This is a genomic window from Mesorhizobium sp. 113-1-2 (genome assembly GCF_016756475.1).
In the GTDB taxonomy this organism is placed as follows: domain Bacteria; phylum Pseudomonadota; class Alphaproteobacteria; order Rhizobiales; family Rhizobiaceae; genus Mesorhizobium; species Mesorhizobium loti_C.
In genome coordinates this window covers 4,361,743-4,386,675 of the sequence record NZ_AP023242.1, presented here as the reverse complement: position 1 = coordinate 4,386,675, position 24,933 = coordinate 4,361,743, and the positions used below count along the sequence as shown (strand labels likewise).

22 protein-coding genes, 1 pseudogene and 1 riboswitch are annotated in these 24,933 nt (G+C 63.0%); of the genes and pseudogenes, 11 read left to right on the top strand and 12 right to left on the bottom strand.

The genetic code is table 11. The features are described from left to right. The first annotated feature begins 46 nt into the window (after positions 1 to 46). From JN279_RS21270 to JN279_RS21240, 7 genes are all read left to right on the top strand, one after another. Positions 47 to 1,174 (top strand): S-(hydroxymethyl)glutathione dehydrogenase/class III alcohol dehydrogenase, encoded by a 1,128-nt coding sequence (locus JN279_RS21270; RefSeq protein WP_202350166.1) that lies wholly within the window; start codon positions 47 to 49, stop codon positions 1,172 to 1,174. Between the two features lie 67 nt (positions 1,175 to 1,241). Next, on the top strand, positions 1,242 to 1,811 hold the full coding sequence (gfa, locus tag JN279_RS21265; RefSeq protein WP_096446550.1) for an S-(hydroxymethyl)glutathione synthase: 570 nt from the start codon (positions 1,242 to 1,244) through the stop codon (positions 1,809 to 1,811). 63 nt (positions 1,812 to 1,874) lie between these two features. Next, positions 1,875 to 2,342 (top strand): YaiI/YqxD family protein, encoded by a 468-nt coding sequence (locus JN279_RS21260; protein WP_027058775.1) that lies wholly within the window; start codon positions 1,875 to 1,877, stop codon positions 2,340 to 2,342. Positions 2,343 to 2,373: 31 nt separating this feature from the next. Next, positions 2,374 to 3,045: a DUF1345 domain-containing protein gene (locus JN279_RS21255; RefSeq protein ID WP_096446552.1), complete on the top strand. Its 672-nt coding sequence runs from the start codon at positions 2,374 to 2,376 to the stop codon at positions 3,043 to 3,045. A gap of 97 nt (positions 3,046 to 3,142) precedes the next feature. After that, on the top strand, positions 3,143 to 4,024 hold the full coding sequence (locus tag JN279_RS21250) for a cytochrome b/b6 domain-containing protein (RefSeq protein WP_096446554.1): 882 nt from the start codon (positions 3,143 to 3,145) through the stop codon (positions 4,022 to 4,024). A 1-nt stretch (position 4,025) separates the two neighbouring features. Continuing rightward, positions 4,026 to 4,835, top strand: coding sequence for a molybdopterin-binding protein (locus JN279_RS21245; RefSeq protein WP_202350165.1), 810 nt, complete (start codon positions 4,026 to 4,028; stop codon positions 4,833 to 4,835). Continuing rightward, positions 4,835 to 5,272, top strand: coding sequence for a GNAT family N-acetyltransferase (locus tag JN279_RS21240; RefSeq protein WP_202350164.1), 438 nt, complete (start codon positions 4,835 to 4,837; stop codon positions 5,270 to 5,272). Before JN279_RS21245 ends, JN279_RS21240 begins: the two co-directional genes overlap by 1 nt. Here JN279_RS21240 and JN279_RS21235 read toward each other — a convergent pair. Beyond that, positions 5,269 to 6,270 carry a hypothetical protein gene (locus JN279_RS21235; RefSeq protein WP_202350163.1) on the bottom strand — a complete coding sequence of 334 codons (1,002 nt, stop codon included), beginning with the start codon at positions 6,268 to 6,270 and terminating at the stop codon, positions 5,269 to 5,271. The genes JN279_RS21240 and JN279_RS21235 overlap by 4 nt on opposite strands. Before the next feature lie 350 nt (positions 6,271 to 6,620). Beyond that, positions 6,621 to 6,707, top strand: a riboswitch (glycine riboswitch). A 149-nt stretch (positions 6,708 to 6,856) separates the two neighbouring features. Here JN279_RS21235 and gcvT point away from each other — a divergent pair. From gcvT to gcvP, 3 genes are read left to right on the top strand one after another with little or no spacing between them, the layout of a single operon-like run. Then, entirely contained in the window at positions 6,857 to 7,957 is a 1,101-nt protein-coding gene (gcvT, locus tag JN279_RS21230) for a glycine cleavage system aminomethyltransferase GcvT (protein ID WP_202350162.1), read from the top strand. A gap of 5 nt (positions 7,958 to 7,962) precedes the next feature. Continuing rightward, positions 7,963 to 8,331 (top strand): glycine cleavage system protein GcvH, encoded by a 369-nt coding sequence (gene gcvH, locus JN279_RS21225; protein ID WP_096446562.1) that lies wholly within the window; start codon positions 7,963 to 7,965, stop codon positions 8,329 to 8,331. Between the two features lie 14 nt (positions 8,332 to 8,345). Beyond that, positions 8,346 to 11,159, top strand: coding sequence for an aminomethyl-transferring glycine dehydrogenase (gene gcvP / locus JN279_RS21220; protein WP_202350161.1), 2,814 nt, complete (start codon positions 8,346 to 8,348; stop codon positions 11,157 to 11,159). Here the strand turns inward: gcvP and JN279_RS21215 are convergent, their stop codons facing one another. From JN279_RS21215 to cpaB, 11 genes and pseudogenes are all read right to left on the bottom strand, one after another. After that, the gene (locus tag JN279_RS21215) at positions 11,160 to 12,335 is read right to left on the bottom strand and encodes a GGDEF domain-containing protein (RefSeq protein ID WP_202350160.1); all 1,176 of its coding nucleotides are present in this window, start codon (positions 12,333 to 12,335) and stop codon (positions 11,160 to 11,162) included. A 174-nt stretch (positions 12,336 to 12,509) separates the two neighbouring features. Next, a complete protein-coding gene (locus JN279_RS21210) occupies positions 12,510 to 12,983 on the bottom strand; it encodes a tetratricopeptide repeat protein (protein WP_096446566.1) in 474 nt (157 codons plus the stop codon). A 159-nt stretch (positions 12,984 to 13,142) separates the two neighbouring features. After that, the gene (locus tag JN279_RS21205; protein ID WP_096446568.1) at positions 13,143 to 13,970 is read right to left on the bottom strand and encodes a hypothetical protein; all 828 of its coding nucleotides are present in this window, start codon (positions 13,968 to 13,970) and stop codon (positions 13,143 to 13,145) included. Between the two features lie 900 nt (positions 13,971 to 14,870). After that, a pseudogene (locus JN279_RS21200) lies at positions 14,871 to 15,236 on the bottom strand (type II secretion system F family protein); the annotation flags it as partial. A 70-nt stretch (positions 15,237 to 15,306) separates the two neighbouring features. After that, the gene (locus JN279_RS21195; RefSeq protein WP_096446570.1) at positions 15,307 to 16,278 is read right to left on the bottom strand and encodes a type II secretion system F family protein; all 972 of its coding nucleotides are present in this window, start codon (positions 16,276 to 16,278) and stop codon (positions 15,307 to 15,309) included. Between the two features lies 1 nt (position 16,279). After that, positions 16,280 to 17,245: a type II secretion system F family protein gene (locus tag JN279_RS21190; protein ID WP_202350159.1), complete on the bottom strand. Its 966-nt coding sequence runs from the start codon at positions 17,243 to 17,245 to the stop codon at positions 16,280 to 16,282. 5 nt (positions 17,246 to 17,250) lie between these two features. Further along, positions 17,251 to 18,672, bottom strand: a complete 1,422-nt coding sequence (locus tag JN279_RS21185; RefSeq protein WP_096446574.1) for a CpaF family protein — start codon at positions 18,670 to 18,672, stop codon at positions 17,251 to 17,253. After that, a complete protein-coding gene (locus tag JN279_RS21180) occupies positions 18,669 to 19,883 on the bottom strand; it encodes an AAA family ATPase (protein ID WP_202350158.1) in 1,215 nt (404 codons plus the stop codon). The genes JN279_RS21185 and JN279_RS21180 overlap by 4 nt, the downstream gene beginning before the upstream one ends. A 35-nt stretch (positions 19,884 to 19,918) precedes the next feature. Continuing rightward, a complete protein-coding gene (locus tag JN279_RS21175) occupies positions 19,919 to 20,197 on the bottom strand; it encodes a hypothetical protein (protein ID WP_202350157.1) in 279 nt (92 codons plus the stop codon). Positions 20,198 to 20,201: 4 nt separating this feature from the next. Next, positions 20,202 to 21,647 carry a type II and III secretion system protein family protein gene (locus tag JN279_RS21170; RefSeq protein WP_202350156.1) on the bottom strand — a complete coding sequence of 482 codons (1,446 nt, stop codon included), beginning with the start codon at positions 21,645 to 21,647 and terminating at the stop codon, positions 20,202 to 20,204. 30 nt (positions 21,648 to 21,677) lie between these two features. Next, complete coding sequence (cpaB, locus tag JN279_RS21165; protein ID WP_244734069.1) at positions 21,678 to 22,604, bottom strand: Flp pilus assembly protein CpaB; 927 nt, start codon at positions 22,602 to 22,604, stop codon at positions 21,678 to 21,680. Between the two features lie 238 nt (positions 22,605 to 22,842). Here cpaB and parE point away from each other — a divergent pair, with 238 nt between their 5' ends. Then, a complete protein-coding gene (gene parE, locus JN279_RS21160; RefSeq protein WP_096457371.1) occupies positions 22,843 to 24,900 on the top strand; it encodes a DNA topoisomerase IV subunit B in 2,058 nt (685 codons plus the stop codon). Positions 24,901 to 24,933: the final 33 nt, after the last annotated feature.

The window sequence follows — 24,933 nt, the reverse complement described above, 5'->3', positions numbered from 1 at the left end:
ATAAAACCTGAAACCTTAGAAAAAAATTCGCATTGGAGGACGCCTGATGAAAACCCGCGCCGCTGTCGCTGTCGCCGCCGGAAAGCCGCTGGAGATCATGGAGGTCGACCTCGACGGTCCGCGCGACGGCGAGGTGCTGGTCGAGATCAAGGCGACCGGCATCTGCCACACCGACGAGTTCACTTTGTCGGGTGCCGATCCCGAAGGCTTGTTTCCAGCCATTCTCGGCCATGAAGGCGCCGGCGTGGTGGTCGATGTCGGCAAAGGCGTCACCTCGGTCAAGAAGGGTGATCATGTCATCCCGCTCTACACGCCGGAATGCCGGCAGTGCCCATCCTGCCTGTCGAGAAAGACCAATCTGTGCACGGCCATCCGCGCCACGCAGGGACAAGGCTTGATGCCGGACGGCTCGTCGCGCTTCTCGATCGGCAAGGACAAGATTTTCCACTATATGGGCTGCTCGACCTTCTCCAACTTCACCGTTCTGCCCGAGATCGCGGTGGCCAAGGTCAACCCCGACGCCCCCTTCGACAAGATCTGCTACATCGGTTGCGGCGTCACCACCGGCATCGGCGCCGTCATCAACACCGCCAAGGTCGAGCAAGGCGCGACCGCTGTCGTCTTCGGCCTCGGCGGCATCGGCCTCAATGTTATCCAGGGTCTGAAGCTGGCCGGCGCCGACATGATCATCGGTGTCGATCTCAACAACGACAAGAAGCAATGGGGCGAGCGGTTCGGCATGACGCATTTCGTCAACCCGAAGGAGATCGACGGCGACATCGTCCCCCACCTCGTCAACATGACCAAGCGTGGCGCCGACCAGATCGGCGGCGCCGACTACACATTCGACTGCACGGGCAACACCAAGGTCATGCGCCAGGCGCTTGAAGCCTCGCATCGCGGCTGGGGCAAGTCGGTCATCATCGGCGTTGCCGGCGCCGGCCAGGAGATTTCGACCCGGCCGTTCCAGCTGGTCACCGGCCGCACCTGGATGGGCACCGCCTTTGGCGGCGCGCGCGGCCGCACCGACGTGCCGCGGATCGTCGACTGGTACATGGACGGCAAGATCCAGATCGATCCGATGATCACCCATTTGCTGAAGCTGGAAGACATCAACAAGGGGTTCGACCTCATGCATGAGGGCAAGTCGATCCGCAGCGTCGTCGTTTATTGAAGCAAGCCACACGCCGCCGACCGACCGGCCAGCGACCTCTGTGGTTCAAAACTGGGAGGAGAAAAGAATGGCGGAGAAACTGCATCCGAAAATCGACAATGGCCTGCCCAAGGAAAGCGCGAGCTTTGCCGGCGGCACGCTGGTCTGTGCGTGCACCAGCAAGCCGGTCAAGGTGAAGGTCAAGGGGCAGATCGCCCACAACCATGCCTGCGGCTGCACCAAATGCTGGAAGCCGGAAGGTGCCATATTCTCGGTGGTTGCCGTTGCCGGCACCGGCGACGTCACCGTCACCGAGAACGGTGACAAGCTGAAAGTGGTCGATCCCTCGGCGCTGATCCAGCGCCATGCCTGCACCGGCTGCGGCGTCCACATGCATGGCCCGGTCGAGCGCGACCATCCGTTCAAGGGCTTGTCCTTCATCCACCCCGAACGCTTCGTCGAGGACGGCTGGTCGCCGCCGGGCTTCACCGCGTTCGTCTCGTCCATCATCGAATCCGGTGTCGATCCCAAGCGGATGGACGGCATTCGGGCTCAACTGAAGTCAATCGGGCTGGAGCCCTATGACTGCCTCAACCCCGGCCTGATGGATTATATCGCCACCTGGACGGCGAAGAAGTCAGGCGCCTTGCCGGCCTGAACGCCATAAGATTTCAGGCAGGGGCCGGAAACGCTTCCGGCCCCTGTCCGTTTCGGAGAGACAATGCCTGCACCTGCCATCTACGTCGACGCCGATGCCTGCCCGGTCAAGGCCGAGGTCGAGAAAGTCGCCGAGCGCCTCGGCGTCGTCGTCACCTACGTCTCCAATGGCGGTTTGCGGCCATCGCGCGACCCAATGATCCGCAATGTCGTGGTCTCCAAGGGTGCCGACGCCGCCGACGACTGGATCGTCGAGAATGCCAAATCCAATGATATCGTGGTGACTGCGGATATTCCACTCGCCGCTCGCGCCGTGGCGCTCGGCGCGCATGTGCTCGGGCCAACCGGGCGCCCGTTCACGCCCGAAACCATCGGCATGGCGGTGGCCATGCGCGACCTCAAGCAGCATCTGCGCGAGACCGGTGAGAGCAAGGGCTACAATGCCAGCTTCGCACCGCAGGACCGTTCGCGGTTCCTTGGTGAACTCGACCGCATCTTGCGGCGCGCGCTGAAATCCGCCACACCCAGCTAGAAACCGAGCGCCATCCAGGGTGGAGACCGCCATGGCCGCCGCGATCCAGAAACCCATGCAGCGCCATATGCTGTTCGCAATGTCGGCGTGTTTCGGTGCGTTTGCGCTCCTTGTGGCATTGCTGCTGCACGCCCCGCTCGCCTACTCGATCGGCGCCAACGCATTTTTCGCCGCTTACGTCATTCTTGTCGTCAGCCATATGCCAACATTCACCGGCAAGTATCTGAGCAAGAATGCGCGTGCCACCGACATGCCAGTGCTGGTCATCTTCGCGGTGACGCTTGTTGTCGTCGTGTTCGCCGTTGTCTCGTTGTTCCTGCTGATCAATCAGAAGGACAGAGGCAACTCCGTCGAGCTCGGCTTCGCGCTGCTGTCGATCCCGCTCGGCTGGTTCACCATCCATGCGATGGCCGCACTTCATTATGCGCATGTCTACTGGATGGACGGCGATGCGGTCGACGCTGAAACCAAGAAGAAAATCCCGGTCGGCGGATTGCTGTTCCCAGGCGACAAGCGGCCGGAAGGCTGGGATTTCCTCTACTTCTCGACGGTGATCGGCATGACGGCGCAGACCGCCGACACCAATATCTCGACGACGCATATGCGTTGTGTCGTGCTCGTCCACTCGATTCTGTCGTTCTTCTTCAACACCGTCATCGTCGCGGCGGCCGTCAATCTCGCCGTCAGCCTGGGTGGTCCGTAATAAATCCGTGATCGGATGAAACATCGGTTTGGATCGCGACGTATCAGGAGGACAATGAACGCGCAGGCCACGCCGTGAGGCCGGGAGACGAGACAAGATGGAATCCGTTGCCAGAAGCCAATCCGCCACCGGACCGGACGCTCCCGTGTCGAGCGACAGCACACTGATCTACCGGCAGTCGCGCTGGACGCGGCTGACGCACTGGATCTGGGCGATCTCGCTGTTCTTCATGCTGCTTTCCGGCCTGCAGATCTTCAACGCCCGGCCGCAGCTCTACATCGGCAAGCAATCCGGCTTCGGCTACAACAACACCATCTTCGAAATTGGCGCGGTGAACACCGATGCCGGTCCGCGCGGCTACACCGAAATCTTCGGGCACCGCTTCGACACGACGGGCGTGCTCGGTTGGTCAGGTCCGCCAGGCAACGAAACGGCGCGCGGCTTCCCGTCCTGGGCGACCATCCCGTCCTATTATGATCTCGGCACCGCCCGCGTCATCCATTTCTTCTTTGCCTGGATCCTGACGACGACCTTGCTCGTCTGGCTGGTCGCCAGCCTGGTCAACGGCCATATCAGGCGCGACCTCGCCCCGCGCCTTGACGACCTCAGGCGCCTGCCGCGCGACATCGTCGACCACGCCAAGCTGAAATTCCACCACACGCGCGAATACAACACGCTGCAGAAGATGGCTTATGGCGGCGTGCTGTTCGTGCTGTTGCCGCTGATGATCATCACCGGCCTTGCCATGTCGCCCAGCATGAATTCGGTGCTGCCGTTCCTCAACGAGTTGCTCGGCGGCCGGCAGACGGCACGCACCATCCATTTCACCGTCATGCTGCTGCTCGTCGGCTTCTTCATCATCCACATCCTGATGATCCTGGCCGCCGGCCCGATCAACGAACTGCGCTCGATCATCACCGGCTGGTATCGCACCGACCCTCCCGCGCATGACGACAAGACGACCGAGAGGAGTGCCTGACATGGCGAAGTTTGAGATCAGCCCCAATTTTCAGATCAGTCGAAGGAAATTCCTGACCGCCGCCAGCCTCGGCGCCTCCGGCATCATGCTGTCGGGCTGCGACGCCTTCGACAGCCAGTTAAGCATCGGCAGCGGCCTGCGCGGTTTCCTCGAAAACGCCAATGGCCTGACCTATCGCGCGCAACGCCTGCTTGCCGGCCGCGATGCATTGGCGCCGGAATTCACAGAAGCCGATATCCGCCAGCCGCAGCGGCCGAATGGCGTCACCGCCCCTGACGATGACACCTACAAGGGTCTGCTCGCGAACAATTTCGCCGACTGGCGGCTGGAAGTCTCGGGCCTCGTGGAAAAGCCGCTGTCGCTCAGCCGCGAGCAACTTCAGAACATGCCGAGCCGCACCCAGATCACCCGCCACGACTGCGTCGAAGGCTGGAGCTGCATCGCCAAATGGACCGGCACCCCGCTGTCGCTGGTGCTCGACCAGGCGGTGGTCAAGCCACAGGCGCGCTATGTCATGTTCCATTGCCTCGACACGATCGACCGCAGCCTGTCCGGTGACATCAAATATTACGGCACGATCGACCTGATCGACGCCCGCCACCCGCAGACGATCCTCGCCTACGGCCTGAACGGCAAACCGTTGCCGGTCGAGAACGGCGCGCCGTTGCGTGTCCGTGTCGAGCGCCAGCTCGGCTACAAGATGCCGAAATATCTCTACAAGATCGAACTGGTCGACGGCTTCGCCAATGTCGGCGGCGGCCGCGGCGGCTATTGGGAAGACAATGGCTATGACTGGTATGGCGGGATTTGATGACCGGTCGCATAAAGGCCGAGCACGATTTGTCGCCGATAGAGTTGAGTTCGCTCGAGGAACGTCTCCACAGCGCCAACCGACGTGCGACAGACTGCGCCGATGACCGTGGCTTGGCTTTCGTTATTCGCGACGGTGCAGGGAACGCAGTCGGTGTTGCTGCCGGGTACTCTTGGGCGAGCACGTCCGAGCTGACATTGATGTGGATTGACGAGGCCCATCGAGGCCGCGGCTATGCAAGGCAGTTGCTCAGCGCTTTTGTCGCCGAGGCAGCCGAGCGCGGCGTCACGAGAATTTGGGTCTCCAGCCACGACTTCCAGGCACCGGGCCTCTACGAGAAGGCTGGCTTCCAACGCATTGCCGAACTCGCGGAATGGCCCGAAGGCCATTCCAACATCATCCTCTGTAAAACGATAGCAGCGGACGGCGCGCTTTAGGCAACCTTGTCGAGCAGCGGCCTCAACGCGGGATGGATCTCCGGCGAGGCATGCTTGATGAGCGTCAGCAGCGCGCGCTCGTTTTCGTAGAGAGGCCGGTTCGCCCCGATATGCTCGACAAGCCATTTGGCTTCGCCGGCACCGATCGTCTCGGCGCGGCGGGCCAGCGCCTCGGCCGCCCTGTTCTTGGCCTCCCATTCGGCCTCGATGTCATCCGGGGACCGATAGGCCTCGATGATGCCGGCAAGACCACCGGAAACCATGCGGCTGAAGAAACCGCCGATTTGCGGATCGGCGTGTTCGAGGAAGTTTTCCTGGCGCAGCGCCACGTCGCGGGTCGGCGCTTCATAGCCGGCCGAGCACATCACGAAATTGGCGATCGCCTTGACGAAGAGGTCGTTCCAGGACGGATCGTTCTTGGCCTGCGCGGTCTGTTCGTTGATCTTGAACAGCACCTCGGCCTCGCCCTGGGTGATGGCGATGTTGCCGTCGCCGCCATGGGCGTGGAGGATGCGCCGCAGCAGCTCGACTTCCGCCTTGGCGATCAGTCCGGGCACCAGCGCGCCACCCAGCATCAGCGGCCCCTTGCCGTCGATGACGGCGTGCGCAACTTGCTCCAGCGCATAGACGCAAAGCTTGCCCGGCGAGGATCTCGCCTCTTCCAGCACATGGACCAGCAATTCGAGTTCGGTGCGGCTGTCGACCATGCCGTCGCGCGAGATGGTGCGGACCAGCCAGTCGGCATTGTCCTGCGAAATATAGCCCGACGGCTTTTCCTGATGGACGATGTAGTCGGTCACCGCCTCGACGAAGAAGGGCGCCCACTCCGCGCATTTGTCCCGCGCCGTCTGGTCGAGCGCGAACAAGGCCTCGGCCTCGTCGCGGGTCACCACGCCATCGGCGAACACGTCGCGGCGCAGCATCACCACATCTTCCGAGGCAATGCGATTCTTCGACGTCAGCCCTGCCACCGGCGCGCTCATGATCAATTCGCCCATTGTCGTCCCCGTCCGCCCCAAAGCGTTACATCGGCCTGCTATATCAGGAGTGTCTTGAAAAACCGGCAAACGGCGTGGTTAGCGAAGACTTGTCGGCGCGGCGCGCTTTAGGTGTGTTGAGATTCAGGTCAGGCCGAGTCGAAAATGGCTGATACCGAGAACCGGAGCGGAGCGTACTTTTCGTACGTGAGCACAGTTCTATTGCGACGCAATAGAACGGGGAAGCGCAGGTATCAGCCATTTGCAGGCCGGCCTCACCTGAATATCAACGCACCTTTGATGTCGCTGGGAGGTGACAAGGTGTCGCCGACAGGCTATGGATGGCGCGTCGAGGGCTCAGTTCTGAGTCCTACCTGTTTGCGGGAGAGAGCAGCGAGAGCTGCCGCCGAAGGGGAAATCGCCCGAAATCTCTCAGGCAAAAGAACCGTAGACGGGAAAGACACTCTGGAAAGTCGGGGCTTGCCCCCGCGCCGAAGGTGTAAGCGCCGCTGACAGAGTTCCGGCTGCGCGAGTCTCTCAGGCTTCAGACAGAGGGGCACGGACTGGTCGCCATTCGCGGCCGATTGCGTGCGACTCTGGAGACGACATGACGGGCGACGACTCAAAACACCTTCCCCTCGAAGATATCCACACAGCCGCCGGTGCGCGCTTCGGCGCCTTTGCCGGTTGGTCGATGCCGCTGACCTATCCGGCCGGCGTCATGAAGGAGCATCTGCACACCCGCGAGCATGCCGGCCTGTTCGACATCTCGCACATGAAGCTGTTCGAGGTCAGCGGACCGCAAGCGGTTGCGCTGCTCAACCGCGCTTGCCCGCTGGATGCCGGCGCGCTCGAAATCTCGCAGTCGAAACTGTCCTTCTTCCTCAATGAGGCAGGTGGCATCCTTGACGACCTGATCGTCACCCGCCTCGGCGATACCAGGTTCATGGTGGTCGCCAATGCCGGCAACGCCGTCGCCGACGAAAAGCATCTGCGTGAGCTGGCCACGAATTTCGATGTGAAGGTCGAACCGCTCGACCGCGTCTTCCTGGCCATCCAGGGACCCGAGGCCTGGGCTGTGCTGTCCCGCGCCGGCATCGAGACCGGCTCGCTGTTGTTCATGCACGGGGTCGAACCGCGGAAAGACTGGTTCATGAGCCGGTCGGGCTATACCGGCGAGGACGGTTTCGAGATCGGCCTGCCTGAAGCCGATGCGCGCGCCCTAGTCGCGAAGCTGCTCGAAGACGAGCGCGTTCTGTGGATCGGCCTTGCCGCGCGCGACAGCCTGCGGCTGGAGGCCGGGCTTTGCCTGCATGGCCAGGACATCACGCCGGAGACCGACCCTGCCGCCGCCGCGCTGATGTGGGCGATCCCCAAGGAGATCCGCGCGTCCGGCGCCTTCATCGGCGCCGATGCCTTGCGCGCCGCCGTGGAACGCGGCCCGGCGCAAAAGCGTGTCGGCCTGAAACCCGAGGGCCGCCAGCCGGTGCGCGCCGGTGCTGCTCTGTTCGACGCCGACGGCAATCCCGCCGGCCATGTCACGTCAGGCGGCTTCGGGCCCTCGGCTGGCCATCCGGTCGCCATGGGCTATGTCGCCACAGCGCTGGCAAAGCCCGGCACAAAACTGTTCGCCGATGTTCGCGGGACAAAAATCCCGATCGAAATCAACCCCTTGCCTTTCACTCCTCATCGCTACCGCAAAGGATAATCCCGATGGCAACGACCTATTTCACCGCCGATCACGAATGGCTCCGCGTCGAAGGCGGCATCGCCACCGTCGGCATCACCGATTACGCCCAGGAGCAGCTCGGCGACCTCGTCTTCGTGGAACTGCCGGAGACCGGAAAGAAGCTTGCCAAGGGCGATACAGCCGTCGTGGTCGAATCCGTCAAGGCGGCCTCGGACGTCTACGCGCCGGTCGACGGCGAGATCACCGAGGCCAACGGCACGCTGTCGTCCGACCCGTCGCTGGTCAACTCGGCCGCAACCGGCGCCGGCTGGCTGTGGAAGATGAAGCTTGCCGACGAAAGCCAGCTCGCCGGCCTCATGGATGAGGCCGCCTACAAAGCCCATATCGCCTGAAATCAGGACCAGAGATGATGACCACAGCACTCACCCCCTTCTCGGCCCGCCATATCGGTCCTGGTGTCAACGACGTCCGGGCCATGCTTGCCGTGATCGGCGTTCCCTCCGTCGAGACGCTGATCAGCCAGGCCGTGCCGCAGTCGATTCGCCTGGACCTGCCGCTGACCTTGCCGGCGCCAGCCAGCGAGGCCGAGGCATTGGCCGAATTGTCGGCTACGATGGCGAAGAACACGGTGCTGAAGAGCTTCATCGGCGCCGGCTATCACGGTGTCCATGTGCCGCCGGTCATCCAGCGCAATCAGTTCGAGAATCCGGCCTGGTATACGGCCTACACGCCCTATCAGGCCGAGATCAGCCAGGGCCGTCTGGAAATGCTGTTCAATTTCCAGACCTTGGTCACCGAATTGACCGGCCTGCCGGTGGCGTCCGCCTCGCTGCTCGACGAGGCAACCGCCGTCGCCGAAGCGGTCGGCATTGCGCTTCGCCACCACCGCGACAAGCGCACCAAGGTGGCGTTCGCCGGCACGCCGCACCCGCAGACCCTGGATGTCGTGCGCACCCGCGCCGAACCGCTCGGCATCGAGATCGACGGCGAGACGATCGACGACAACACGGCCGCTTTGCTCGTCTCCTGGCCCGACACGTTTGGCGTCTATGGCGACCACAAGGCAGCGATCGACAAGGCACGCGCCACCGGCGCTCTGGTCGTCTTCATCGCCGACCCGCTTGGCCTGACGCTGACAGACGCGCCGGCGAAGCTCGGCGCCGACATTGCGGTGGGCCCGATGCAGCGCTTTGGTGTTCCGATGGGCTTTGGTGGCCCGCACGCCGCCTATTGCGCCGTCTCCGACAGACTGACCCGACTGATGCCCGGCCGCCTGGTCGGCCAGTCGACAGACAGCAAGGGCCGGCCCGGCTATCGCCTGGCCTTGCAGACGCGCGAGCAGCACATCCGCCGCGACAAGGCGACCTCCAACATCTGCACCGCGCAGGCGCTGCTCGCCAACATGGCGACGGCCTACGCCATCTGGCACGGCCCCGCCGGCCTGCAGGCGATTGCCGGGCGCATCCACGCGCTGGCCAACCGTCTGGCAGGCGGCCTCCAGGCGGCGGGCGTGTCGGTGCTCGGTGCCAGCCGTTTCGACACGGTGACGGTGGAGGTAAAAGGCAAGGCCGCTGAAATCGCTGAAGCCGCCGAAAAGACCGGCCGGCTGCTGCGCGTCCTCGATGCCGACCATGTCGGCATCGCCTTCGACGAGACCTCGACGGATGCCGATCTCGACGCGATCGCTTCCCTGTTCGGCGCCAAGGCCGCTCCCTCGGCCGACCGCACCGTTCCCGGCAAGCCGCGTGGAAAAGAGTTTCTGACGCAACCGGTCTTCAACGAGAACAAGTCGGAAACCGACATGATGCGCCTGCTGCGTCGGCTGGCCGACAAGGATCTGGCGCTCGACCGCTCCATGATCCCGCTGGGCTCCTGCACGATGAAGCTCAACGCGGCGGCCGAAATGATGCCGGTGAGCTGGCCAAGCATCGCCAATCTGCATCCCTTCGCGCCGGCCAGCCATTCGGCCGGCTATCGCGCCATGATCGGCGAACTGGAGGGCTGGCTGTCGGAGATCACCGGCTTCGACGCGGTCAGCCTGCAGCCCAATGCCGGCAGCCAGGGCGAATATGCCGGCCTGCTCGCCATTCGTGCCTATCACCGCTCGCGCGGCGAAGGCCATCGCACCGTCTGCCTCATCCCCTCCTCCGCGCATGGCACCAATCCGGCAAGTGCGGCGATGGCTGGTATGAGCGTTGTCGTCGTGCGCTGCCTGGAAGACGGCAACATCGACATGGACGATATGCGGGCCAAGGCCAACGAGCATTCCAAGAATCTCGCCGCGCTGATGTTCACCTATCCCTCGACGCACGGCGTCTATGAAGAAGGCGCCCGCCATCTCTGCGCGCTCATTCACGAGCATGGCGGCCAGGTCTATTTCGACGGCGCCAACCTCAACGCGCTGGTCGCGCTCGCCCGGCCCGCCGATATCGGCGCCGATGTCTGCCATATGAACCTGCACAAGACCTTCTGCATCCCGCATGGCGGTGGCGGCCCCGGCATCGGCCCGATCGGCGTCAGGGCGCACCTGAAACCCTATCTGCCGGGCCATGTTACCGAGGGCTCGGCGCATGCCGTGTCGGCGGCACCGTTCGGCAGCGCCTCCATCCTGCCCATCACCTGGATGTATATCCGCATGATGGGCGCCGCCGGCCTGAAGCAGGCGACGGAGACCGCCATCATCTCGGCCAACTACGTGGCGACCCGCCTCGCGCCGCACTTCCCGCTGCTCTACAAGGGCCGGCACGATCGCATCGCGCATGAATGCATCCTCGACACCCGCGTGCTCAAGGAGAGCGCCGGCATCAGCGTCGACGACATCGCCAAGCGCCTGATCGACTACGGTTTTCATGCGCCCACCATGTCGTTCCCGGTCGCTGGCACGCTGATGGTCGAGCCGACGGAATCCGAGCCCAAGCGCGAGCTCGACCGTTTCTGCGAGGCGATGATCGCCATTGCGGGCGAAGCGGCGAAAGTGGCGAAGGGTGAATGGCCTTTGGCCGATAACCCGCTGGTCAACGCACCGCACACCGCGGCGGAAACGCTGGCCGGTCAGTGGAACCACCCCTACTCGCGCCTGGAAGCGGCCTATCCCGCCGGCGACGCCGACACGGCGGCCAAGTACTGGCCACCCGTGTCGCGCATCGACAATGTCGCCGGCGACCGCAATCTGGTCTGCTCCTGCCCGCCGCTGTCTGATTATCTGGGAGCGGCGGAATAACTACGCTGAGCGCAAGGCCGGCTTGACCGGTTCGGCCTTGCCGATCCTTTTGCGGCTGATGACGCAATTGCGGCCGGCGCGCTTGGCCGCGTAGAGTGCTGCGTCCGCCTCAGCCAGCACCTCGTCAAGGCTGCTGCCGTCGGCGCCGCCAAAGCCGATGCCGCCGCTGACCGTGCTGCGCAACGGACCGTGCGGGGTGGCAACGACTTCGGTGCCAAAGGCAACGCCGATCTTGCTGGCGAGATCATAGGCGCGCTCTTCCGTCATCCGCGACATGACGATGGCGAACTCCTCGCCGCCGAGGCGAAAGGCGTCGACACCGGTCCTGGCATATTTCCGGATGACGGCGGCGAAGCGGCACAGGACCTGGTCCCCGACCGGGTGACCGTAGACGTCATTGGTCCTCTTGAAATGATCGAGGTCGAACATGACGACCGCCATGAACGGGCCGAACTGCCGCTCGCCGTGCAGCGACATCAACCCGCGACGGTTCATCAGCCCGGTCAATGGATCGGTCATGGTCTCGGCCTTCAACTCGATCTGTGCCTGCAGATGGTGAAGCGAGAGCGTCAGGGCGCCGAGGCCGGTCATGCAGGCCACCGCCACGACGGAATTCAGGCGTTCGGCCCAGTTGTCGGGCGCCGCCCCGAGCGTCCATTGCCCCTTGGCCACCAGAACCGCGCCGCAAAGCGCAAACGACACCGCGCAGGTGCCGCTCAGGAACGAGACCACCAGCAGGATCCGGCGATCGTGACTGCCATTGACCCAGAACATGGCTCCGATCGTCGACAAGAGCACGGTGACCGTTGCGTAGGTGACGATGAAGCCGACACCGTCAAGGCCGAGGAAGGTCACGGCCGCGCAGATCGCCATGGCGGCAAGGGTCGGCACGGTCGCACGCCTGTAGTCCCGCACGCCGAGATACTGCATGGCCGAAAGGCAGATGATCAGGAAGCCCAGGCTGAGCAGCGCCAGCGCTATCTGGCAAAGCAGCGGATCAGGCCCCTTGGTGTAGCGCCAGAACAGGGTCACATGCGCGACAAGCACGAGGATGCCGCACGCCACCGTCAGCACGAAACGCGCCCGCGGCGCGGTGAGCCAGATGGCAAACATGGTGACGGCCAGGCAGGTGCCCGACAGCGCGGCCGCGAGCAGGAGCGAACTGAAATCCAGCATATCGGGCGGGGGCCTCTCGAGCGTCGGCGGTTACGCCGCATTCTAGGTCAGCGGCTGCCCTCGGACATGGTTTTCAGCCGATCTTTCGACCCAAGCTGCGGTTACGGTTTACAAAGCGTCGACACCGCCTGTCTGGAAATCGCGCCCTTAGCCGGCGCGAGGATCAAGCGCGCGTCAGCCTTTGTTCAGCAGTGCGAGATTGGCGTTGACGACCGTCGGGTCGGCCATGCCGGCCTTCGCCTCGAGCAGCAGCGCCCTGGCCTTCTTCTTGTTGCCGCGCAACAGTTGCGAATAGCCCATATTGTTGACGATCTGCGGCTTGCGGCCGGCGACCTTCAGGAGCTGGCCGTAGGCGCGGTCGGCAAAATCGAAGCGGCCGAGCTCGTCATAGGAGGCGGCAAGCCCCATCCAAGCCTCGGCATTGTCGGCCTTTAGCTCGACGGCCTTGCGGAAATGCTGTTCGGCGAGACCATAATTGGCGTCGCGAAACTGCGCCTTGCCTTGCGCCAGATCGGATGTGTCGACATCCCTGGCCGCCGGCTGGATCGCGGTCGTCTTGGTCGTGTCGACGTTGGTGTTCGTCGTGCACCCGGTGATCATCATAACGGCCGCCATCGTGGCCACCGCCGCAAATTTTGTCTGACGCATGCCCTGCCCCGTCGCCCGATTTGCCGGGTCGTTCTTCGGGAAAGACACTACAGCACAGCCGTTAAGCTTCGGTGCCGAAATGCATCCAAGATTAGGGCCCAGGAAAACCGGCCATTAACCACTGGGCGGCAACGCTTCAAGCGGATGTGAGCGGCGGTCTCACGGCGGGTCCATTGCCTTGAGCGCGGCCGGAACCGGATAGCGGCTGCCGTCATAGCGCAGCCAGTAGGTCCGGCTCACCGACTTGCCGGGATGCGACTGGCACTCGCCATCCTTGTCAGGAGCCGGCTCGTCGGTATCCTTCCGCTCGACCACGATGATGTCGTGGTAGCCGCGATGGATCGTCGGGCTCATCGCCAGGCTGACCTGGCTCGAATGAAAGGATCCCGCGCAATTGGTGTCGCCTTCGCCGCCAAAGCCGGCCACGGCAAGCCCGTCGAGCACCCCTTGCAGCGCATTGCCGGCGAGGGCGTAGAGCCGCAGGTCGGTTTCGTTGAAGGGATTGGGCTGCGAATGATTGGCCATGTCGATGCGCAGGCCGAAGGCGGTGACACCGGGCGCCAGCCCATAACGGGCGGTATCGAATTCGATGCCGCGGATGGCGACGGCATCGTCGTTCATCAGCCTGGGCTGGAGCAGGCGCTGGCGTGGCTGCAGGGTCTTCCTGTCGACGACCAGAAGCTCGATGTCGCCAACATGCTGGCCGTCGACGGATTGGACGCTGTCGATCAGCGGCACAGCGACCAGCAGCAGATCGTCATGGGCAGGCCAGACCTTGCAGACCAGGCCCGGCATACCGTCCTGCGGGACGGCGAGCGGGATGCTGGTATGCGGCTCGAGCGTGAACGAGCGGCCGTCGGCGCTTTTTTGAACCGTGGGATAAGCCTGCCGCAACAGCGCAGCGGCATCGCCGCAATCGTCGGCAGAGGCCAGGGCGGGCGACAGGCCGGCGGCGGCGAGGCCGAGGGCAAGAAACAGTATTCGCATGGGGTTCTCATGTCGCAGGGCCGCGTCCGGGCAGGATGATGGTTGTCGGCCCCGGCTCTGGATTTGTCGACTCGCATTTGCTGAGTTTGCAAGTATCCGTAAACCTCATCCAAGCGTTCGGGCGCGCCTGCTTCCCACTGGCAATGCCGAATTGCCGGCAATTCCCTTCACCGTAATTCGGATTCTCAGTTGGAAAACATCCTGGCGCGATTGAAGTGCGTCAGAAGCGCCCTTGTCTGGAACAGAGACAGCATTGCTAAGACCTAAGAACGGTTTTTTCTGCCAGCACCTGATGGCCGATTGCACACAGATCACCGAGTGGGTTTGTCATTCTTTCTAAAAGGAAAGAAATAATTTATAAAGACAAGCATAACCATAAGTATTCCAGATATTATTGTGACATGTCTTAAAATAGATAAGACATACATCTGCTCAGAAGTTACATAAACAACAATACCCTTGACATTATAAGGGATAATTAGCCCCCTATCAGGATCAGTAACTCTTGGATACCCTACGTATGTATTGTCTAGTAGCGTATTTGCGGCAACGGCTGCTATCCAGGCAGTAGCGATAGCTACCACCAACGCAGATCTAAACCTTTTGAGCATGTTTCACCATTATTCGAATGGATCGTAGACCGTCGTATAAGTTCCTGCTGCGGTAAATGATGCGCCTGCTGCAGCCCCTACCGTTGCGCCGCCGCCCGTCACCGGGCCATGAGGACTATCTCCAGTAAAGTAGTCCATAGACCCACCGAGCCCAAGCCCGCCGTGACCCGCAATGTTGCCAAACCATCCTCGTAGGTCGCCAATTGTCTGGGCATTTGGAATTACGGTGACAGTGCACTTTAATCCCTCTTTGCCCCGTATAGACTCACTGCATGGCCGCCTCTGAACATCAGTGAAACTGGCCGTTCGTCATTTTGACGATGATTGGAATGACCGCGATCATCAGCACCACCGGCAGGATGCACACCGTCACCGGTATCGACATCTTGGCCGGCAGGGCATGCGCTTTTTCCTCGGCCAGCGACATGCGCTTGTGGCGCATTTCGTCGGAGAAGACGCGCAGCGCGCCCGACAGGCTGGTGCCGAGTTCCTTCGACTGCTGCAACAGCGTGGCGAAGGAGCGGACCTCGTCCAGGCTGAGGCGCTCGGCGAGTGCCTTCAGCGCATCGTCGAGGCTGCGCCCGGCCCTCAGTTCCAGTGACACCAGCTGCAAATTCTGGCTGAGTGCTGGATAGGTCTTGGCGAGCTCCTTCGAGAATTACGGTGACAGTGCACATTAATCCCTCTTCGCCCCGTATAGACTCACCGCACGGCGCCTCTGAACATCAGTGAAACTGGCCGTTCGTCATTTTGACGATGATCGGGATGACCGCGATCATCAGCACCACCGGCAGGATGCAGACCGTCACCGGTATCGACATCTTGGCCGGCAGGGCGTGCGCCTTTTCCTCGGCCAGCGACATGCGCTTATGGCGCATTTCGTCGGAGAAGACGCGCAGCGCGCCCGACAGGCTGGTGCCGAGTTCCTTCGACTGCTGCAGCAGCGTGGCAAAGGAGCGGACCTCGTCCAGGCTGAGGCGCTCGGCGAGAGCCTTCAGCGCGTCGTCGAGGCTGCGCCCGGCCCGCAGTTCCAGCGACACCAGTTGCAGGTTCTGGCTGAGTGCCGGATAGGTCTTGGCAAGCTCCTTCGAGACGCGCTCGATGCCGGCCTCCATGCTCATGCCGGCATCCGAGCAGACGATCATCAAATCCATGAAGTCGGGAAAGCCGTTGCGGTATTCGCGCATCTTCTCCCGCACCTTCTGGGTCAGCACCAGACCAGGCAGGAAATACCCGGCAACGCCCGACAGGATGACGAACGCCCAGCGGCTGGCCATCGTCGCTTCGGCGCTGGCCATCCACTGGTTGAGGACAAAGGCGCCGAACGCGGCGCCGATCAGCGCCGAGAAGCGGATGATGAAGAACGTGCCGACGGCGCGCGGCTCCATATAGCCGGCCTGGATCAGCTTCATGCGCAACCGCGCGACATTTTCCGGATCGCTCTTGGCGTAGAATTCCTGCGCCCGCTTGACCGCCTTCTCGCGCACGACGCCGGTGTTCTTCTTCTGCAGCGGCTCGGGCTTCGCGGTCACGGCACTTTGGTCGACCTTGAGCCGGCGCTTCACCTCGTTGCGGTCGCCCTTCGCCATGACCATCGGCCAGGCAACCGCGACACTGCCGAGCGCCAGAAGCAGGATGGCCACCGGTATCAGGGAGGTCGGCGCAAGCGAGGCGAGGAACTCGATGAAGCCCTGCATGTCAGAACCTGAAATTCGACATTTTGAACATCATCAGATTGCCCAGCATCAGCCAGGCGACCGACCCGCCGATCAGGTACCAGGTTTTCGGCTCGCCCCAGACATCGCGGTAGAAGCCCGGCATCAGCGCCATGATGGCGGCAAACAGCAGCGCCGGTATCGCCGTCAGGATGTAGGCCGACATGCGGCCCTCGGTCGAGATGGCGCGCACCTTGCGGCGCAGCTTGCCGCGCTCGCGGATCGTCAACGCCAGGCCGTCGAGGATCTCGCGCAGATTGCCGCCAGAACTGGACTGGATCGAGACGGCGGTGATGAACAGCGGCAGGTCCTCATGACCGACCCTGTCGAACAGCGAATTCAAAGCCGAGACCAGATCGGAACCATAGGTCACTTCATCGGCGATGACGCCGAACTCTGTGCCGATCGGATCGGGCATTTCGCGCGACACCATGGCGACGGCCACCGGCACCGGGTGACCGGCCTTGAGGCCGCGCGTGATCAGCTCCAGTGCCTCGGGCAACTGCATGCCGAAACGCTTGAGCCGGCGCTTGCGCTTGAAGCGCATCACCATCACCGGCAGCAGCGGCAGCAGCACGACGAACAGCAGAAGCCCCATCAGCAGCGGCAAGCCATACCAGATGGCGACCAGGGCCATGGCCATCGCCACGCCCGAGGTGATCATCAGGAATTTCGACAGCGGCATGATCATGCCTGACTGCGTGCGCAGCGCGCGGAACCGGTCCGGCGAGAACAGCGAGGTGCCGGCGTCGAGGCCGCGCTCCTTGCGCAGCTGGATCAGCACCTGCTCCTGGCTGATCTTGTTTTCCTGCAGCTTCATGCGCCGGTTGATGGCGGTGCGCTTGTCACTGCGGCCGGCATAGAGGAGATAACAGGCCTCGGCGATCATGATGCCGGTGAGCGCTGCTCCGGCGTAGACGACATAGATCGCGCTCAGCCCATCGAACACCTGGCTTACTCCTGCGGCCGGCCGGGTTCGAAATACCGCCCGGGAAACTCGATGCCCATGGCGCGCATATCCTCGAGGAAGCGCGGCCGGATGCCGGTCGCCTCGAAATGACCGAGAATGCCGCCATCGGCATCCATGCCGGTGCGTACGAAGCGGAAGATCTCCTGCGTCTGGATGACGTCGCCTTCCATGCCGGTCACCTCGGCGACGCTTGTCACCTTGCGCTTGCCGTCGGAAAGCCGGGTCAGCTGAACGATGATGTCGATGGCGCTGGCGATCTGGCTGCGGATCGACTGCACCGTCATCGGCATGCCGGTCATGCCGAGCATCTGTTCGAGGCGCGAAATGGCATCGCGCGGCGTGTTGGCGTGGATGGTCGCCATCGACCCTTCATGGCCGGTGTTCATCGCCTGCAGCATGTCGAAAGCCTCCTCGCCGCGGCACTCGCCGAGGATGACGCGGTCGGGGCGCATGCGCAGCGCGTTCTTGACGAGATCGCGTTGCTTCAACTCGCCATGGCCCTCGATGTTGGCGGGGCGCGTCTCCATGCGCGCGACATGCGGCTGCTGCAGCTGAAGTTCGGCCGCGTCCTCGATGGTGATCAACCGCTCGTCTTCGGGAATGAAGGCCGACAGTGCATTGAGCATCGTCGTCTTACCGGTGCCGGTGCCGCCCGAAATGATCGTCGTCTTGCGGGCGTGCACCGCCGCCGCCAGCACTTCGGCCATGTTCTGGGTGATGGCGCCGAATTCGACCAGCTTGTGCAGGCCGAGCTTGTTCTTGGAGAATTTGCGGATCGATACCAGCGGCCCGTCGACGCCAACCGGGCGAATGGCGGCGTTGAAGCGCGAGCCATCCAGCATGCGGGCGTCGACCATCGGCTGCGATTCGTCGACGCGGCGGCCGACAGCGGCGACGATCTTGTTAATGATTCTAAGCAGATGCGCCTCGTCCTTGAACGGGATATGGACCTGCTGCAGCTTGCCTTTCTTTTCGATGAAGCAGTTCTGGTGGCCGTTGATCAGGATGTCGTTGATGTCGGGGTCCTTGAGCAGTGGCTCGAGCGGACCGAGGCCAACCATCTCGTCGACGATATCGTCGACCAGCGCTTCGAGTTCGACGGTGTTGATCGCCATCCGCTCCTGGCGGGTTTTTTCCGAAACGAAATCATGCACCTGCCGGCGCATCTCCTCCTTGGGCAAACGCTCCAGCGCCACGAGGTTGATTTCTTCGAGCAGCATCCGGTGAATGCGCACGCGTGCATCGAGCACCTTGTTGGCACTCTTTGCCGGCGCGACGTCAGGCTTTGCCGGCGAGGCTTTCCGGTTGGTCGGGATGACGACCGCGTGATGTGCCACCGGCGTTGTATCAGCCGGACGTAGCGGGCGCGCGTCGCGGTTCTGCAGGGTGGAAAAACGGCTGGTCATCCGGCCTTCCTCCTCAAGAAGCCCTTGCCGAGACCGAACAGCGACTTCGACTTGGCGCCAGTCGCGGCCGCCTCTTCCGGAAGGATGATCTTCTTCAAATCGTTGACGACATTGGCATTGGGGTCGATCTCGTGCAGTGGCACGCCGCGGTCGACCGCCTCGCGCACCAGCCGGTAGTTGTTGGAGATACCGCCGACGAAATGCTCGCCGAGGATCTCCTGGACGTCGGCCTGCTTGATGCCATTGTCGAACATCTTCTGCTCGAAACGGTTGACGATGACGTTCGGCTTCACTTCCTTGCCGGCGGTCTCATAGACCGCCTGGATCAGCCTTTGCGTGTGGCGCAGGCACGGCACCGTCATCTCGGCGACGATGTAGAGCTTGTTGGAGCCAAGCAGCACGGTCTCCGTCCACGGAAACCAGGTGCGCGGCATGTCAATGACGACATTGTCGAAATAGGCCGAGACGAGGTCGAGCATGCGCACCACCACATCGGTCTTGAACGAGCGCATCTCCGAGGGATGCGTCGGTGCCGCCAGCACGCACAGCCCGCTGGCATGCTTGGACAGCATCACATCGAGCAGTTGCCGGTCGAGGCGTTCGGGCTGGTTCTCGATCTCGGTGATGTCGAAACGCGGCTCGAGGTCGAGATATTCGGCGCAGGCACCTTGCTGGAAATTCAGGTCGACCACGCAGGTCGAAGCGCCACGCGTCACCGAATGATGCAGCTGGAACGCGGTCTGCAGCGCCAGTGTCGTGGTGCCGACACCGCCGGCGGCCGGCATGAAGGTGTAGATCTGCGACTCGGTGTTTTCCTCACGCCCCGGCCCTTGCAGCGCCCGCACCACCGAGCGCACCAGATCGGCCGTGGTGATCGGCTTGACCAGGAAGTCCGCGACCTTGAGCTGCACCAGGATGCGCACGGCAGCGGCGTTGAACTCCTGGGTGACCACGACCACCGGCGCCTTGCCCTCCAGCCGGCGCATGATGCGCTGCAGCGACTCGACCTCCTCCAGCCTCGCCGCGTCCATGTCGACGATGATGGCGCCGAAGTCCGTCTCCTGGATCTCGCCGCGCAATTCGATGACATTCTTTTCCACCGTCGAGAGCTGGATGATCTCGGAGGCGGCGAATGCGGTCCGCGTGTCCTGCACGAAGGTCCTGTCCGTCGATACGAGCAGGATTTTCCGGGTCTTGATGCCATTTGCCATTTTTGTCAGCCTGCGGGCTCGATCGCCCTTTGAGATCAGTTGCCCGAGGTGCCCGTGGTCGGCTGAGATGCCTTCGCGCCCGCCGCCTGATCGGGCGTGACAGGTCCGGCATCGCCACGCTTGGCAGGCACGAGAAGCCTGGTGTTCTGGACGCCGTATTTCCACGGATCGACCATCTGCATGACGGTATTGGCGGCCTGGGCGTTGCCGGCGCCTGGCGTCACCCCTTCGCTGCGGACATAATCGTCGCTGGTGCAGCCGCCGGCCAAACCGGCAAGAAGCAAGGCGATGCTCGATCTCAGGACCAGTCGCATGGCTTCAGTCCTTCGGCAGGTCGAGGAAATGCCCGACCGTGGTGGTGGGAGCGGTCCGTGCGGTGTTGCCATCGGCCAGCGCCAGCGCGCGGCCGCTGTCCGACGTCTTCACTTCCTCGGTGTTGTTGAGGAAATAGTCGGCATTGCTGGCCGGCTGCGTGCCGCCAGTCGGCTCGGCCATCTTCTTCGACGGATCGACCGGCTTGACCAGGTAGGGCGTGACGATGATGACCAGATCGGTCTCGCGCCGCTGATAGGATTTCGACGAGAACAGCGCCCCGAGCACCGGCATCTTGCCGAGGCCAGGAATGCGCGATGTGGTGATGTCGTTTTGCGACTGCAGCAGTCCCGCGATCATGAAGCTCTGGCCGTTCTTGAGATCGACCGACGTCCTTGCGCGGCGCACGATGAAGCCCGGCACGGAGATAGTGCCGATGTTGTAGGAGGACGACGCATCGATCGAAGAGACTTCCGGCGCGATGTCCAGGCTGACCAGCCCGTCCTTGAGCACGGTCGGCGTGAAGTCCAGGCTGACACCGTATTTCTTGTAGGTGACGGAGATCTTGCCGTTGTCTTCCGAAACCGGGATCGGGAACTCGCCGCCGGCCAGGAAGCTCGCCGTCTCGCCGGAACGGGCAATAAGGTTTGGTTCCGCCAGTCGCCGGGCGAGGCCGCGCTCTTCCAGCGCCTTGATGGCGATGTCGATCGACACACCGTTCGACAACAGCCGGCCGATGATCTCGCCGGTGCCTGCCGCCGGCACGGTTCCCGGATCGATGGTGACGTCGCGCCCGCCGAGGCCATAGGCGAAATTGGCGCTGTATTTGGCACCGAGATCCTGGCCGGCCTGGCGGTTGATCTCGACAAAGCGGACGTTGAGCTGAACCTGCTGCGAGGACGAGATGTTGACCGAGTTGATCACTTCCTCATTGCCGGAAAAGCGGCTGGCGATCTTGCTTGCCTTGTCCGCCGCCACCGCGTCATCGGCCTCGCCCGACAGCACGACACGGCCATTGGCCGAGCCGACCTTGATCTTGGCGTCCGGCACGCTGGCGCGGATGGTGCTGGCCAGCTGGTCGGTGTCGAGCGTCACCTCGATGTCGATGGTGCCGACAAGCTGTTTTTTGTCGTCGAACAGCGCGATGCCGGTGGTGCCGAGATTGTTGCCCAGCACATAGAAGGATTTGTCGGTCAGCGGGTTGACGTTGGCGATCTCCGGATCGCCGATGACGATCTGGTAGAAGGCGGCGCTCGTCATGATTGTCTTGGGCTTGCCCTTGGCGACCTTGATCGACGCATTCTTGGTCGACGAGACATAGACCACATCATTGCCCGCCTTGGCCGCGCCGGGCAAGGTGAGCATCCCGCCCGTAGCCAGAGCAACCGCCATCGCCAGGATGCGCACGAAGCGCAGCCGGCCCGTCATTCGATATAGGGTACGCATCAACATTGCCCTGTCCCGTCCGGTCCCCACCGGCCTTTACTTCTGGTCCCGCGCGGGAACCTGATATTCCTCGGCCTTCGTGCCGCGCGTCACGATGATTGTCTTGAATTTCGGCTTCTCAGGCTCCTTGGTCATCGCATCGAACAGCGAGCCGGCCGCGGCCTGAGCCTTGGCCGCCACCGATCCGCCGAAGGAAGAGATGGTGGTGACGCCGTTCTTGCCATCCCCGCCTTCGCCCGCGGAACGAAGCGACAGCGACAGTGTGCCGACGGTGCGGGCAAGCGCCACTTTCTGCGCACCTTCGGTCGTCACCTCGATGGTCACCGAATTGGAGATCTGTGGCGTCGTCTGGCGCACATCGGCACCCTGGCCGACGCTCAGTACCTTGGCGTCGGCAACGACGATCTCGGACGTGACGGTCGACCCGGCCGCCCCTTGCGCGTTCTTGGCCACTTCCTGGATTTCGCCGGCATCGCGCGTCAGCACGACATCGACGCGGTCGCCCGGCGTGACGAAGCCGCCGACACCGGCGATCTCATCGGTGCGGATGGTCACCGCCCGCATCCCGGGCGTCATCATGTTGGAAAGCGTCGCACGGCCATTTGGCCCCGACAGCTTGGTCAGCAGCACCGGCTCGTTGACCTCGATCGGCGACAGCACGATGCGATTGCCCGCGCCGAGCAATCCATCGATGGTGGCAAAGGCGCCCTGCGGCAGCGAATCCTGCGGCCAGGGGATTTCGATCAGCTTGGCACGGTCGAGTTCCATGCCGTAGCGCAACGGCGCGCTCGCCACCACGATGGTCTTGAACTCGATCCTGGGCGGTGCCGGAGCGGCGATTGACGCCGTCTTCTCCTCGGCATTGGGCTTAGCCTGGCTCTTGACCCAGAAATCCGCGGCAAAGATCGAGATCGCGCCGAAAACGGCGGCGATGCCGATCATCGTTATGGCCTTGCCCCTCACGCCGAAACCCCTGATGCCCGCAGTTTCTTGTTATGTTGGGCTCACGCTAGGCCGCTTTGTTAAAGAATCAGGAATGCAGAATGGCGGCATTCGATCTATTTCCGCCCGCTTGGTTATCGAATGGTTTTAGGATATGAGGGGGTCAAATCCCCGAACGTAACAGGAACCTCCGTCGCTTGGCGCCGAAAAGCGTGGCAGTATCGACGGGTGATTCGCAGCACCGGACCGTATGGCAGGCATGGACGACAACAACGACCTCTTCGGTAATATGGACAAGCAGCCTCAGCCGGTCCGCACACCGGCGCGCCCGGCGGATCCGCTGGTGCAGGCGGCAGCCAAGCGCCCGGCCGCGACCAAGGACGGCAGCGAAGGCTATAGCGCCGCCGACATCGAGGTGCTCGAAGGCCTGGAGCCGGTGCGGCGCCGGCCGGGCATGTATATTGGCGGCACCGACGACAAGGCGATGCATCATCTGTTCGCCGAGGTCATCGACAATTCCATGGACGAGGCGGTTGCCGGCCATGCCACCTTCATCGACGTCGAGCTTTCAGCGGACGGGTTTCTGACCGTTACCGACAATGGCCGCGGCATCCCGGTCGATCCGCATCCGAAATACAAGAAGCCGGCGCTCGAAGTCATCATGACGACGCTGCATTCGGGCGGCAAGTTCGACTCCAAGGTCTATGAGACCTCGGGCGGCCTGCACGGCGTCGGCGTTTCCGTCGTCAACGCGCTGTCGGACCATCTTGAGGTCGAAGTCGCGCGAGGCCGCCAGCTTTACCGCCAAAGGTTCTCGCGCGGCATTCCTGTAAGCGGTCTGGAGCATCTCGGCGAGGTGCACAACCGCCGCGGCACCAAGACCCGCTTCCATCCCGACGAGCAGATTTTCGGCAAGGGCTGCGCCTTCGAGCCGGCCCGGCTCTACCGCATGACGCGCTCGAAAGCCTATCTGTTCGGCGGCGTAGAAATCCGCTGGACCTGCGATCCCTCGCTGATCAAGGAAAAGGATCCGACGCCGGCCAAGGCTGAGTTCCATTTTCCGGGCGGCCTGAAGGATTATCTGAAAGCGTCGCTCGGCGACGACTTCCAGGTGACGCGCGAAATCTTCGCGGGAAAAAGCGAAAAGCAGGGCGGCCATGGCTCGCTCGAATGGGCGGTGACCTGGTTCGGCGGCGACGGCTTCATCAATTCCTACTGCAACACCATCCCGACGGGTGAAGGCGGCACCCACGAGGCTGGCTTCCGCAACGTGCTGACCCGGGGCTTGCGCGCCTATGCCGATCTCGTCGGCAACAAGCGCGCCTCCGTCGTCACCTCCGAGGACGTCATGATCTCGGCGGCCGGCATGCTGTCGGTGTTCATCCGTGAGCCGGAATTCGTCGGCCAGACCAAGGACAGGCTGGCAACGATCGAGGCCATCCGCATTGTCGAGACCGCGATCCGCGACCCGTTCGACCATTGGCTGGCCGACAATCCGCAGGAAGCCTCGAAGCTGCTCGATTGGGTGATCGCGCGCGCCGACGAGCGGGTGCGCCGGCGCCAGGAAAAAGAAGTGTCCCGCAAGAGCGCGGTGCGCAAGCTCAGGCTGCCCGGCAAGCTCGCCGACTGCACGCAGAACGCGGCGGCGGGTGCCGAACTCTTCATCGTCGAAGGCGACTCGGCCGGCGGCTCGGCCAAGCAGGCACGCGACCGTGCCAGCCAGGCCGTGTTGCCGTTGCGTGGAAAAATCCTCAACGTCGCCAGCGCCGGCAATGACAAGCTGGCCGCCAACCAGCAGATATCGGATCTGATCCAGGCGCTCGGCTGCGGCACGCGCTCGAAGTACCGCGACGAAGATTTGCGCTACGACCGCGTGATCATCATGACCGACGCCGACGTCGACGGTGCTCACATCGCTTCGCTGCTGATCACCTTCTTCTACCAGGAAATGCCGGCGCTGGTGCGTGGCGGCCATCTCTATCTGGCGGTGCCGCCGCTTTACTCGATCAGACAAGGCGGCAAGGTCGCCTACGCCCGCGACGATGCACACAAGGACGAGCTTTTGCGCACCGAGTTCACCGGGCGCGGCAAGGTCGAGCTTGGCCGCTTCAAGGGTCTGGGCGAAATGATGGCCTCTCAGCTCAAGGAGACCACCATGGATCCGAGGAAGCGCACGCTGCTGCGTGTCGATGTGATCGACGCCGAGGCGGCGACCAAGGACGCGGTCGACGCACTGATGGGCACCAAGCCGGAAGCCCGCTTCCGCTTCATCCAGGAACGTGCCGAATTCGCTGAAGCGGAAGTGCTGGATATCTAGCCTCCGGCCAGTCCATAACAGGCTCAATTTGCG

What these genes read in the sequence shown, in the direction of transcription:
- JN279_RS21270 (WP_202350166.1), top strand. Translation starts at nt 47, where the DNA reads ATGAAAACCCGCGCCGCTGTCGCTGTCGCCGCCGGAAAGCCGCTGGAG.
- gcvP (WP_202350161.1), top strand. Translation starts at nt 8,346, where the DNA reads ATGATGACCACAGCACTCACCCCCTTCTCGGCCCGCCATATCGGTCCT.
- JN279_RS21255 (WP_096446552.1), top strand. Translation starts at nt 2,374, where the DNA reads ATGGCCGCCGCGATCCAGAAACCCATGCAGCGCCATATGCTGTTCGCA.
- JN279_RS21245 (WP_202350165.1), top strand. Translation starts at nt 4,026, where the DNA reads ATGGCGAAGTTTGAGATCAGCCCCAATTTTCAGATCAGTCGAAGGAAA.
- JN279_RS21250 (WP_096446554.1), top strand. Translation starts at nt 3,143, where the DNA reads ATGGAATCCGTTGCCAGAAGCCAATCCGCCACCGGACCGGACGCTCCC.
- JN279_RS21210 (WP_096446566.1), bottom strand. Translation starts at nt 12,983, where the DNA reads ATGCGTCAGACAAAATTTGCGGCGGTGGCCACGATGGCGGCCGTTATG.
- JN279_RS21195 (WP_096446570.1), bottom strand. Translation starts at nt 16,278, where the DNA reads ATGCAGGGCTTCATCGAGTTCCTCGCCTCGCTTGCGCCGACCTCCCTG.
- gcvH (WP_096446562.1), top strand. Translation starts at nt 7,963, where the DNA reads ATGGCAACGACCTATTTCACCGCCGATCACGAATGGCTCCGCGTCGAA.
- gcvT (WP_202350162.1), top strand. Translation starts at nt 6,857, where the DNA reads ATGACGGGCGACGACTCAAAACACCTTCCCCTCGAAGATATCCACACA.
- gfa (WP_096446550.1), top strand. Translation starts at nt 1,242, where the DNA reads ATGGCGGAGAAACTGCATCCGAAAATCGACAATGGCCTGCCCAAGGAA.
- JN279_RS21260 (WP_027058775.1), top strand. Translation starts at nt 1,875, where the DNA reads ATGCCTGCACCTGCCATCTACGTCGACGCCGATGCCTGCCCGGTCAAG.
- JN279_RS21185 (WP_096446574.1), bottom strand. Translation starts at nt 18,672, where the DNA reads ATGACCAGCCGTTTTTCCACCCTGCAGAACCGCGACGCGCGCCCGCTA.
- JN279_RS21215 (WP_202350160.1), bottom strand. Translation starts at nt 12,335, where the DNA reads ATGCTGGATTTCAGTTCGCTCCTGCTCGCGGCCGCGCTGTCGGGCACC.
- JN279_RS21175 (WP_202350157.1), bottom strand. Translation starts at nt 20,197, where the DNA reads ATGCGACTGGTCCTGAGATCGAGCATCGCCTTGCTTCTTGCCGGTTTG.
- JN279_RS21170 (WP_202350156.1), bottom strand. Translation starts at nt 21,647, where the DNA reads ATGTTGATGCGTACCCTATATCGAATGACGGGCCGGCTGCGCTTCGTG.
- JN279_RS21235 (WP_202350163.1), bottom strand. Translation starts at nt 6,270, where the DNA reads ATGGGCGAATTGATCATGAGCGCGCCGGTGGCAGGGCTGACGTCGAAG.
- JN279_RS21205 (WP_096446568.1), bottom strand. Translation starts at nt 13,970, where the DNA reads ATGCGAATACTGTTTCTTGCCCTCGGCCTCGCCGCCGCCGGCCTGTCG.
- parE (WP_096457371.1), top strand. Translation starts at nt 22,843, where the DNA reads ATGGACGACAACAACGACCTCTTCGGTAATATGGACAAGCAGCCTCAG.
- JN279_RS21240 (WP_202350164.1), top strand. Translation starts at nt 4,835, where the DNA reads ATGACCGGTCGCATAAAGGCCGAGCACGATTTGTCGCCGATAGAGTTG.
- JN279_RS21180 (WP_202350158.1), bottom strand. Translation starts at nt 19,883, where the DNA reads ATGGCAAATGGCATCAAGACCCGGAAAATCCTGCTCGTATCGACGGAC.